This window comes from Mesorhizobium sp. P5_C1 (assembly GCF_054049815.1).
In genome coordinates, this window is sequence record NZ_JBFULQ010000158.1 from 1 (window position 1) to 11,433 (window position 11,433).

An 11,433-nucleotide genomic window follows, 5' to 3' on the forward strand; every position below is an offset into this window, starting at 1 on the left:
GTTCTAAGCGGCACCCTTGCGCTGTTGCTCCTATCAGGCGTCACGGCTCTGGCGGGCACAGGGCAATCGACCGACAGCGGCTTTTCCTTCCATCTGCCCAGCATCGAATTGCCCGGCATTTTCGGCCAGAAGAAGAAACCGGATCAGGTTCAGCTGGTGCAGTCCGACGGTACCGCCGTGACCGGGCTGGAAGAGCAGCTGCGGCAGATGAACGGCAAGATCGAGGAACTCAATTTCCAGGTCCTGCAGATGCAGGAGCAGATCCGCAAGCAGCAGGAAGACAACGAGTTCCGCTTCCAGCAGCTTGAAGGCGGCACGCAAGGCGGGCAGCCGCCGGCACAGAAGAAATCGGACGCCACCACGACGGATACCAACACCGATGTGGCAGCGGCTCCGGCAACGCAGGCGCCGGCCGATGCGGGCACCGCGCCCGCCGCCGGCCAGGAGGTCATCGTCGAATCGCCCAATGGCGACCCCGGCAAGGTGATTCCAGGAACGGGAGCGCCGGAAAAGACTTTCGGCACCATCACTGTCGACAAGAACGGCAATGTCATCGATGCCGGCGGCAGCACCCAGGCGACCGCGCCGGTGCAGGACACCGCGCCAGCCAGCGGCGCTCCGGCCAAGGCCGGCAAGTCCGACGGCACGGTGGTGGCGGCATTGCCCGCCACCAACGACCCCGAGGAACTCTACCGCAACTCCTATCAGTTCATCCTCTCGGGCGACTACAGCACCGCCGAGCAGGGTTTTCGCGATCACATCTCCCGCTTCCCCAAGGATGCGAAGGCGGCGGATGCGCATTACTGGCTTGGCGAGTCTTTGCTCGGCCAGCAGAAATATCGCGACGCGGCCGAGACTTTCCTCTCCGCCAGCAAGGACTATCCCAAGGCCAAGAAAGCTCCCGACATGTTGTTGAAGCTCGGCGTGTCGCTGGTCGGCCTGAAGCAGCATGACGTGGCCTGCGCCACCTTCAGCGAGATCGGCAAGCGCTACCCCGACATCTCCGGCGCGCTCAAGGAACGCGTCAAGCAGGAAAAGGCGCTGGCGGCGTGCTGATCCTTTCCGTGCATGTCGTTGCCCCGAAACCGGGACCATCTTTGGGCGACATGCATTGATGCTCGATATCGAGCCTGACCTCTCGAAGAGCCTTTTTTCGCATATCGATTTTACCAGCGGCGCCGTTGCGGCCGTGTCCGGCGGCAGCGACTCGACCGCCCTGCTCCTCCTTCTCAAACACCATCTCGACCGCACTGCGCCGGCAACGAAGCTGCTGGCAGTGACGATCGACCACGATTTGCGGCCCGGTTCGGCAGCGGAAGCGCAGGGGATGGCGAAGCTGTGCGCCACGCACGCAATTGCGCATCGCATCCTGAAATGGTCCGGCCCCAAGCCGTTGACCGGTCTGCCCGCCGCGGCCCGGGAAGCGCGTTACCGGCTGCTGGCCGAGGCGGCACTGGCGCAAGGCATCGGCCTGATCCTGACCGGCCATACCGCCGACGACCAGGCGGAAACGGTATTGATGCGGCAGGTCCGTGATGAGGGCGGGAGCCATGCCGACACGGCGGGCCGCGGGCTTGCCGGCATGGCGCCGGCCACCTTGTATGACTGGCGCAGCTGGATCGTGCGGCCGCTTCTCGGCACGCGACGCGCGGCGTTGCGCGACGTCCTGCGGCGGCAACATGTCGACTGGGCCGATGACCCGACCAATGTCGACGAGGCTTTCGAGCGGCCGCGCCTGCGCGCTAGGCTCGCCGACGGCGACGGCGTGCAGCGCATCGACGATGCGCTGGCGCTGGCCGCGCATGAGGGCAACGCGCGCCGGCAGCTTGGCCTGGCTGCCGCTGACCTGATCCACCGTTTCGCGACCCAGCCGGCGGCCGCGCTCATTCGTCTTGATCCTGGCTTGCTGAACGCCGGGGAGGAGCAGGCGGCCGTCTACGCACTGCGCCTTCTGCTGGCCACGACCGGCGGGATTGCCTTTCTGCCGGACCAGGCCCGCAGCGAGGCGCTGTTTGGCCGGCTGAAGGCCGGATTTCTTTGCGCCACATTGTCGCGGACGGTGGTCGATTCCCGGCGCGCCGGCATCTTCCTGCACCGCGAGGCGCGCGGCCTGCCGCCCGCCGCCGCAGTCACCGAGGGCACCCTCTGGGATGGCCGCCGGCGCATCACATTGAACGACAGCAGCGGCGCATTGTTGATCGCCCCGTTCGGCGCAGCAGCAAAGCGGCCGCCGATCGGCGAGGGGCAAACCCCGCCAAGCCTGATGCGCGCCGCGCTCGCCGCCGAGCCGGCGCTATGGCGAGCCGGTGAATGCTTGGGTTTGCCGGGGAGCATCCGGGCCCCTGCTGTGGTCGAGGCACGGCCGGCCGTTGCCCCCTTTGCCCGCTTCCTGCCGTCCTTCGACCTGGCACCGGCGCGGGCCGTCGCCAGGCTGATTGGCGCGGCCCCGCTTCCCGCCTTGCCTTTCAGTGGCCACAGTGCCTGACGATGTTGGGCGAAAGCTTAACCCAGACCTGCTGTTCTGCTTGGCAAGGGGAGGCGCTCTCCCTATGTTAGGCGCAAGTTTCCTCTCATGACGTGTGTCCGACGCGCGGACGCCAACGGGACAATTGATGAATCCGAACTATCGCAACCTCGCGCTCTGGGCGATCATAGCGGTCTTGCTCATCGCCCTGTTCAATCTGTTCCAGACGCCGCAGACGCGAGGGGCTTCCAGCGATGTGCCTTATTCGCAGTTCCTGCAGGACGTCGCGGCGGGCCGGGTCAAGACGGTGACCATTGCGGGCGCTCGCATCACCGGCACCTACACCGACAATGCCAGCGGCTTCCAGACCTATTCGCCCGGCGATCCGTCGCTGGTCTCGCGGCTGCAGGACAAGAACGTCACCATCAATGCGCGGCCTGAGAGCGACGGTTCCAATTCGCTGTTCGGCTATCTGATTTCGTGGCTGCCGATGATCCTCATCCTCGGCGTCTGGATATTCTTCATGCGCCAGATGCAGTCCGGCTCCGGACGAGCCATGGGGTTCGGCAAGTCGAAGGCCAAGCTGTTGACTGAGGCGCATGGCCGCGTCACCTTCCAGGATGTTGCCGGCGTCGATGAAGCCAAGGAAGACCTGGAAGAGATCGTCGAGTTCCTGCGCGATCCGCAGAAGTTCCAGCGGCTCGGCGGCAAGATTCCGCGCGGCGTGCTGCTTGTCGGCCCTCCGGGAACCGGCAAGACGCTGCTCGCCCGCTCGGTTGCCGGCGAAGCCAATGTGCCGTTCTTCACCATCTCCGGTTCGGACTTCGTCGAGATGTTCGTCGGCGTCGGCGCCAGCCGCGTCCGCGACATGTTCGACCAGGCCAAGAAGAACGCGCCCTGCATCATCTTCATCGACGAAATCGATGCCGTCGGCCGCCATCGCGGCGCCGGTCTCGGCGGCGGCAATGACGAGCGCGAGCAGACGCTGAACCAGCTGCTGGTCGAGATGGACGGCTTCGAGTCCAACGAAAGCATCATCCTGATCGCCGCCACCAACCGGCCCGACGTGCTCGACCCAGCGCTGTTGCGGCCGGGCCGCTTCGACCGCCAGGTGGTGGTGCCGAACCCCGACATCGTCGGCCGCGAAAAGATCCTCAAGGTGCATGTGCGCAACGTGCCTCTGGCACCGAATGTCGACCTCAAGGTCGTCGCTCGCGGTACGCCGGGCTTCTCCGGCGCCGACCTGATGAACCTCGTCAACGAATCGGCGCTGATGGCCGCTCGGCGCAACAAGCGCCTGGTGACGATGGCCGAGTTCGAGGACGCCAAGGACAAGATCATGATGGGCGCCGAGCGTCGCTCGTCGGCGATGACCCAGGCCGAGAAGGCGCTGACCGCCTATCACGAGGCCGGCCACGCCATCCTGGCGCTCAACGTGCCGTCGGCCGATCCGCTGCACAAGGCCACCATCATCCCGCGTGGCCGGGCGCTCGGCATGGTCATGCAGTTGCCGGAAGGCGACCGCTACTCGATGAGCTACAAATACATGATCTCGCGGCTCGCCATCATGATGGGCGGCCGTGTCGCCGAGGAGTTCAAGTTCGGCAAGGAAAACATCACCTCGGGCGCCTCCTCGGACATCGAGCAGGCGACCAAGCTGGCGCGCGCCATGGTCACGCGCTGGGGCTTTTCCGACAAGCTCGGCCACGTCGCCTATGGCGACAACCAGGAGGAAGTGTTCCTCGGCCATTCGGTGGCGCGTACGCAAAACGTCTCGGAAGAGACCGCGCAGATCATCGACGCCGAAGTGCGCCGCCTGATCGACGAGGCCTATTCGACGGCAAAATCCATCCTGACCAAGAAGAAGAAGGAATGGATTGCACTGGCGGAAGGGCTGCTCGAATACGAGACGCTGTCGGGCGAAGAGATCAAGCAGTTGATCGCCGGGCAGAAGCCTTCGCGCGACCTTGGCGACGACACGCCGCCCAGCCGTGGGTCGGCGGTGCCGAAGTCCGGTGGCCGGCGCAAGAAGGGGCCGGAGCCCGAAGGCGGCATGGAACCGCAGCCGTCAAGCTGACAGGGGCCACTGATTTTTGAGAAACAAACGCCGCGGCTTCAACCCGCGGCGTTTTGCTGTTCGGCGTTGGTCACAGGCCGTGCGGCGCGAGCGCGCTTGCCTTGCCGTGGCCTTGCCCGTCGGACCGGCCGGCATGTTGCTTGCCCCATCTGGCGAGCGGGATCAGGGCATTGTCCAGCTCGATACCGAATTCGGTGATCGAGTATTCGACCCGGGGCGGATCTTCGGGGAAGACCTCGCGGTGGACGATGCCGTCGGCCTCCATTTCGCGCAGCTGCTGGATCAGCATCTTTTCACTGATGTCGGGCACCAGGCGCTTCAGTTCACCGAAGCGCGCCGGCGCCTTGTGGATCTGCCAGAGTAGCAAAGCTTTCCATTTGCCGCCGATCACCTCCAGCGCCGGTCCCAATCCGCAACTATCTGGCTGTTTCTTTCCCATATTTCATCCAATTCTGAGCAATCGGTGGGTGGCTTACATTTTTGTCGGTACTTGAGAAAAACCAAGCCGGTCCATAACTTCAAACCAGATCGCCGGCACCGGCAAACAGCACAACAACATATCGGTACCTTGCTTCGGCCTGCAAAGGCCGTCGGTGGTCGAATTTTGGCGAAAGGGATGGATCATGACACGATACGCAAACAAGAAGGCCGTGGTGATCGGCGGAACGCACGGCATGGGGCTTGCCGTGGCGGAGGCGCTGGTCGAAGGCGGCGCCAACGTGCTGGTCACCGGCCGCGATCACCGCAACATCGAAGCCGCCCGCGCGAAGTTGTTTTCGCGCGCCCATGTCGTGCAGTCGGACATCGGCGACATGGCCGATATCGTCACGCTCGGGGCCGAAGTGGGCCAGAAGCTCGGCCAGATCGACTTCCTTCACATCAATGCCGGGGTTGCCAATCTCGAGCCGGTGGAGCGGGTCACCGAGGACAGCTACGACCGCATCTTCAGCGTCAACACGAAAGGCGCCTTCTTCACCGCACAGCGCCTGTTGCCGCTGATCAAGGATGGTGGTGCGATCGTCTTCACCTCATCGATCGCCGATGAATCCGGCAACGGCGGAATGAGCGTCTATTCCGGGTCGAAGGCAGCACTTCGCGCTTTCGCCAAGGTCCTCGCCGCCGAGCTCCTGCCGCGCCGGATCCGCGTGAATGTGGTCAGCCCCGGCTTCATCGATACGCCGACAATGGGCGTGGCGAGCGCTTCCGCCGAGGAGCGGGCGGCCTTCATGGCGATTGGCGACGCGGTCACGCCTATGAGGCGTCACGGCACCATCGATGAGGTGGCGCATGCGGTGCTGTTCCTGGCTTTCGACGCAACCTTCACCACAGGCGCGCGACTGACCGTCGATGGCGGACTTGGCCAGGACCTGAGCCCCTTGCCGGTGTGACCTGGCAAACCCGAACCACGGAGAGACACAAGATGAGCGATATGACCGTAATCGGCCTTGGCGCCATGGGCACGGCTCTCACCGAGGCCTTCCTCGACAAAGGCCATGTGGTGACCGTGTGGAACCGTTCTCCAGCAAAGGCGCACGCTTTGGCGGCCAAGGGTGCTGTCGTGGCTGCCAGCGTCGAGGAGGCCGTCAGGTCGAGCCCGCTGATCGTGGTGTGTCTTCTCGTCTACGACACGGTCCACGAGGCCCTTGCTCCCGCGCGGGAAGCGCTGTCTGGCCGCACACTGGTCAATCTCACCAACGGCACGCCCGAGCAGGCGCGGGCGATGTCGCAGTGGGCCCTCACGCACGGCGCCAACTATGTCGATGGCGGCATCATGGCGGTGCCGCCGATGATCGGCGGGCGGCACGCCCTAGTCCTCTACAGCGGCTCCAAGCAGGGGTTCGACATGCACTCGGAACAACTCGATGYGCTCGGCACCAGCAAATATCTGGGCGAAGATGCCGGCCTGGCGCCGCTTCACGATATCGCGCTGCTGGCGGGCATGTATGGCCTGTTCGGGGGTGTGATCCAAGCGCTGGCGCTGACGGGATCGGCGGGAATTCCAGCCGGTGTATTCATGCCGCTGCTGACGTCATGGCTGCAAGCGATGCAAGGTGGGTTGCCAAAATGGGCCGAGCAGATCGACGCCGGCGACCACACCAGCAATGTCGCCTCCAATCTCGGCATGCAGGCCGAGGCCTATGTCAATCTGATCGATGCCAGCAAGGCCGCAGGCATCAGCACCGAACTCATGCTGCCGATGCAAGGCCYGATGAAGCGCGGCGTGGCGGCCGGCAAGGCTAGCGCCGATCTCACCAGCCTGGTCGAGCTTCTGCAGTCACAGAACAGGTCGATTGAGACTGTTTGAACGCAACAAAAGGCCCGCGAAGCTGATGCCTCGCGGGCCTTTGTGTTTGTCTGGCTATATGGCGCTCAGGTCTTCAGCTTGGCGTTGCAGAGGCTGTAGAAGCCGCCGCCCTTCTGGATCCACTTGAGGCCGCCAAGCGCGTTCGCGTCCTTGAGGGCATAGTACTGGTCGAGACAGGTATGCATGCGGCCCTTTCCGGGGGTCTCGCTGGCGTATTTCGGCGAGATAGCCGACGGGAAAGTGACGCCCTTCGGTGCAGCCGTCGTCGGCTTTGCCGGCTCTTTGGTGTAGTTTGCCTCACTCGGAGCCGGCACCGTGTCGTCATCCGACGCGGCGGCACCGCATTCGGTCTTGCGGAAGTCGTTCCACTTCATGCCTTTCAGCGTGTTGGCCGTCTTGGCAGCCTGATACTTGGTGCTGCATTCGGCCATGGTTAGACCCTTGCTGTCGGCGGGAGCCGCGGCAGCCTTGGTGGTTGCCGGCTTGGTGTCGGCGGCGGCTGATGCGCCGGCGGCGCACTCGGCCTTGCGGAAGTCGTTCCACTTCATGCCGTTCAGGGTGCCGGCAGCCTTCGCCGCCTGGTACTTGGCGCTGCATTCCTTTGCCGTCAGGCCCTTGGCGGTGCTGTCGGTTGCCGCGGCGGTGGTCGTCTTGGCTGCCTTGGCCGGCTTCGTTTCAGCTGCCTTCTTGGTGTCGGCTGGCTTGGTATCGGTTGTCGCGGCGGCATCGGTGCCGCATTGCGCCTTGCGGAACTGGTTCCAGGTCGCTCCGGCGAGTGTCCCCGCGTCCTTGGCGGCGTTATACTTCGTGCTGCACTCGGCCATCGTCAGCGCGTTGGCTGGCGAAGCCAGGAACAAGGTCGCGACGGCGAGGCCGGTCAAAGTGGCAAGTCGGTGGATGAGCATAGCGTTTCTCCGTTGCAGCAGCCCATGATACGTCCCTGCAAATCAATAACGCTCAACGGTCGGTTGCGCCAGATGCTAAGTGGCGTATATACCGCCCAAAGCTGGCTCCTCCCGATAAGGTGATGAAATTGTTGCCTGTTGCTGGATTGCGAGCAAGATTTTTCCAGGTGCATCCGCGCTGAAATGCTCGCATGACTGGTATAGTGCAGCGTGGCAGTCTCAGCAATTGGGTTGCAGTCATGCTGTGTGCAGTGCACAACAATGATTTTCTAAGGATTGGTAACATACAATCACACAATGTGATCATGGCGCCCTGGCCAATTGTGGCATGACGTGCCGGCAAAGAACTGTCGAGGAATCTGGTAAGCATGGCAGGGAATTATTTCGGCACGGACGGCATTCGCGGGCGCGCCAACAAATTTCCGATGACCGCTGAAATCGCGATGCGGGTCGGCATGGCCGCCGGCCTCTCGTTCCAGCGCGGCAGTCATCGTCATCGCGTCGTGCTCGGCAAGGATACCAGGCTTTCGGGTTACATGATCGAGAATGCGATGGTGTCCGGCCTGTGCGCAGCCGGCATGGACGTGTTCCTCCTCGGCCCGATCCCGACGCCAGCCGTCGCCATGCTGGTGCGTTCGCTGCGTGCCGATATCGGCGTCATGATCTCGGCCTCGCACAATCCCTACTACGACAACGGCATCAAGCTGTTCGGCCCCGACGGCTACAAGCTCTCCGACGAGATCGAAGAGCGCATCGAGGGCATGCTCGACAAGGACATCGAACTGACGCTCGCGGATTCAGACGGGCTTGGCCGCGCCAAGCGCGTCGACGGCGTGCATGACCGCTACATCGAATTCGCCAAACGCACCTTGCCGCGCTCGATGTCGCTTTCGGGCCTCAGGATCGTCGTCGACTGCGCCAATGGCGCCGCCTACAAGGTGGCGCCCGAGGCACTGTGGGAACTGGGTGCCGAAGTCGTCGCCATCAATGTCGAACCCAACGGCTTCAACATCAACAAGGAATGCGGTTCGACCCATCCCGCGGGTCTGCAGAAGAAAGTGCACGAAGTGCGCGCCGACATCGGCATCGCGCTCGACGGCGATGCCGACCGTGTGGTCATTGTCGATGAGAACGGGGCGATCGTCGATGGCGATCAGATCATGGCGCTAATCGCCGAATCCTGGCACCAGAGCGGGCGGCTTGCCGGCGGCGGCGTCGTGTCGACGGTCATGTCCAATCTCGGCCTCGAACGTTTCCTCGGCGACATGAAGCTGCAATTGCACCGCACCAAGGTCGGCGACCGCTATGTCGTGGAGCATATGCGCGCGCATGGGCTCAATGTCGGCGGCGAACAGTCGGGCCATATCGTGCTGTCGGATTTCTCGACCACCGGCGACGGCCTCGTTTCGGCGCTGCAGGTGCTGGCCTGCATCAAACGGCAGGGTCGGCCGGTCAGCGAGCTGTCGAAGAAATTCGAACCGGTGCCGCAGCTTCTAAAGAACGTCCATATTTCCGGCGGCAAGCCCCTCGAGGAAGCGCCCGTCAAGGCAGCCATCGAGGACGCCCGTCACCGCCTGGGCAAGGCCGGGCGGTTGGTCATCCGGCCATCCGGCACCGAGCCGCTGATCCGCGTCATGGCCGAGGGCGACGACCCGCAACTGGTCGAGGCCGTCGTCAACGACATCGTCGAAGTCATCTCGGAAACACGCAGCGCCGCCTGATCCTAGCGCGCCCGAAGGGCGTCGCGCCCAGCGCGCCCGAAGGGCGTCGCCAAGCGCCCACGCAGGCGTCGCGCCTCAGCATATCCACCCGCAAAAAAGGCCCGCCCTTCTGGCGGGCTTTTTGTTGGCCAGCAGTCGCTCCCGGTCTCGAAAGTCGCGCCCCGATTCCTCGAAGTGTAGAGATTCGTGGTTAAGCAACAGGGTTAAACGCCTTTTAACCTTTGCAATTCATTATCCACGACTGAAAGCAATCGCATTTCGGACACGATCGCCGTTCCGAACTTCCTAGGGGTGACAAGCATGTTCAATACAGCAAGAAAGGCCCTGCTCGCTACGCTGTTCGCGGGGCTGACCGGGCCGGTTTTCGCAGCCGACCTCCCGGTGGTCGAAGAGGCTCCGCCGCCGGTCTACGAGCAGCCGGCCGATATTGGCGGCTGGTATATTCGCGGCGATATCGACTATCACAAGTCGGATGTGCGCGGCGTCGACTACATGACTTACTCCATCGATCCCTGTAATTGCCTGATCACACCCGGCAACAAGAGCTTCGATTTCGCCAATCTCAAGGGCGGTTTCTCGCTCGGCGGCGGTGTTGGTTACAAGGTCAATGATTACTTCCGCACGGACTTGACTGCCGACTACTGGTTCAAGTCGAACTTCGACGGCGGCACTTCGGATGCCGTCTCGACATCGACCGAAGAGTCAAAGATGAGCGCATTGCTCCTGCTGGCAAACGCCTATGCCGATCTCGGCACATACCATGGCATCACACCCTATGTCGGCGCCGGCATCGGCGGCGCGCATGTCAAATGGGATGATCTCAGGGACCCGAACACCACCGAGTTCAACTCCGGCTCGTCCAACTGGCGCTTCGCCTACGCTCTGATGGCCGGTGCTTCCTACTGCCTGACCGACAAGATCATCCTTGATGCCGGTTATCGCTACAGCCACATCCAGGGCGGTCGCATGTTCGAATGGGACGCAAGCAGCGCCGGCCCTGGCTTCGACGGCGGCATCAACACCCACGAGGTGCGCGGTGGCCTGCGCTATCAGTTCGGCGGGAACAACGGTTGCGCGGCGCCGGTGGTTGCCTATCAGCCTGAACCCGAGCCGGTCTACACCAAGTAACGCTAGCATTCCCAGCAAGTTCGCGAACCGCCCGGCATCGACCGGGCGGTTTTCGTTTGAGCGGTTCTGCGTTTCATGGAAACGCAGAACCGCTCTATCTCTTTGTCTTGACGCGATCCGTTTGACACTTTTCCTGGAATTTCTCGTGGGTCGCCTGCAATGAAAGTTTCCGCCGGAAATGAATTTGCTAACGCTCTGTTAGCCTTAACCGGCACTTAACCACTATGGTTAACAATGCTTCCTGAAACGATGGCTGCCGTTGCAATAGCTGGCGGCGCCAAATTCGGGAGTCGGGTCCATGACAGTTACTTCGCGTATAGCGCTGGCGCTCGGCGCACTTGCCCTTATGCCGCTGACGCCCACGCTCGCCGCCGACTATGATCCGCCGATCTACGTCGACCAGGCGCCGGACTATGTGCCCGTCGAGGTCGGCTCGGGCTGGTATCTGCGCGGCGATGTCTCCTATCTGGTGCAGAAGAGCTTCGAAAATAAGGATTTCACCTTCACGCCGGCGAGCTACGACGACAAGGAAGATCCCATCTTTGTCAGCATCGGCTTTGGCTACCATTTCAACGACTATCTGCGTGCCGATCTCAATCTCGGCTACCTGCCCGGCAACAAGATCAGCGTCGGCTATGACAATTCAGCAATCGTGACGCCGCCGGTAGAGTCGACCGTGGCATCGGCATCGCTGAAGAACTACGCCTTCTCGGGCATGCTCAATGGCTATGTCGACCTTGGTACCTATGTCGGGATCACGCCGTACCTCGGCGCCGGTATCGGCGTTGTCCGCAGCACGCGCAAGCTTTCGGCTAGCTTCATCGACAACAATG

10 protein-coding genes are annotated in these 11,433 nt (G+C 62.9%); 8 read left to right on the forward strand and 2 right to left on the reverse strand.

Going from position 1 to position 11,433, the window contains the following annotated elements:
* From ybgF to ftsH, 3 genes are all read left to right on the forward strand, one after another.
* A partial coding sequence (gene ybgF / locus ACXJ7R_RS14805) for a tol-pal system protein YbgF (protein WP_457152484.1) occupies positions 1 to 1,056 on the forward strand: 1,056 nt, incomplete at its 5' end.
* A 58-nt stretch (positions 1,057 to 1,114) separates the two neighbouring features.
* Positions 1,115 to 2,485, forward strand: a complete 1,371-nt coding sequence (tilS, locus tag ACXJ7R_RS14810; RefSeq protein WP_457152491.1) for a tRNA lysidine(34) synthetase TilS — start codon at positions 1,115 to 1,117, stop codon at positions 2,483 to 2,485.
* Positions 2,486 to 2,612: 127 nt separating this feature from the next.
* Positions 2,613 to 4,541, forward strand: coding sequence for an ATP-dependent zinc metalloprotease FtsH (gene ftsH / locus ACXJ7R_RS14815; protein WP_095089505.1), 1,929 nt, complete (start codon positions 2,613 to 2,615; stop codon positions 4,539 to 4,541).
* A 70-nt stretch (positions 4,542 to 4,611) separates the two neighbouring features.
* On the opposite strand, the gene ACXJ7R_RS14820 is transcribed toward ftsH, so the two are convergent.
* Entirely contained in the window at positions 4,612 to 4,932 is a 321-nt protein-coding gene (locus tag ACXJ7R_RS14820) for a winged helix-turn-helix transcriptional regulator (protein WP_457152485.1), read from the reverse strand.
* Positions 4,933 to 5,164: 232 nt separating this feature from the next.
* On the opposite strand from ACXJ7R_RS14820, the gene ACXJ7R_RS14825 reads away from it, so the two are divergent.
* Positions 5,165 to 5,929 carry an SDR family oxidoreductase gene (locus ACXJ7R_RS14825; RefSeq protein ID WP_457152486.1) on the forward strand — a complete coding sequence of 255 codons (765 nt, stop codon included), beginning with the start codon at positions 5,165 to 5,167 and terminating at the stop codon, positions 5,927 to 5,929.
* A complete protein-coding gene (locus ACXJ7R_RS14830; protein WP_457152487.1) occupies positions 5,926 to 6,846 on the forward strand; it encodes an NAD(P)-dependent oxidoreductase in 921 nt (306 codons plus the stop codon). Before ACXJ7R_RS14825 ends, ACXJ7R_RS14830 begins: the two co-directional genes overlap by 4 nt.
* Before the next feature lie 65 nt (positions 6,847 to 6,911).
* Here ACXJ7R_RS14830 and ACXJ7R_RS14835 read toward each other — a convergent pair whose 3' ends face one another.
* Positions 6,912 to 7,751 carry a hypothetical protein gene (locus ACXJ7R_RS14835; protein ID WP_457152488.1) on the reverse strand — a complete coding sequence of 280 codons (840 nt, stop codon included), beginning with the start codon at positions 7,749 to 7,751 and terminating at the stop codon, positions 6,912 to 6,914.
* A 368-nt stretch (positions 7,752 to 8,119) separates the two neighbouring features.
* On the opposite strand from ACXJ7R_RS14835, the gene glmM reads away from it, so the two are divergent.
* The 3 genes from glmM to ACXJ7R_RS14850 form a co-directional block, all read left to right on the forward strand.
* Positions 8,120 to 9,472: a phosphoglucosamine mutase gene (gene glmM / locus ACXJ7R_RS14840; protein ID WP_184872352.1), complete on the forward strand. Its 1,353-nt coding sequence runs from the start codon at positions 8,120 to 8,122 to the stop codon at positions 9,470 to 9,472.
* A gap of 300 nt (positions 9,473 to 9,772) precedes the next feature.
* Entirely contained in the window at positions 9,773 to 10,600 is an 828-nt protein-coding gene (locus ACXJ7R_RS14845; protein WP_457152489.1) for an outer membrane protein, read from the forward strand.
* A 298-nt stretch (positions 10,601 to 10,898) separates the two neighbouring features.
* A partial coding sequence (locus ACXJ7R_RS14850) for an outer membrane beta-barrel protein (RefSeq protein ID WP_457152490.1) occupies positions 10,899 to 11,433 on the forward strand: 535 nt, incomplete at its 3' end.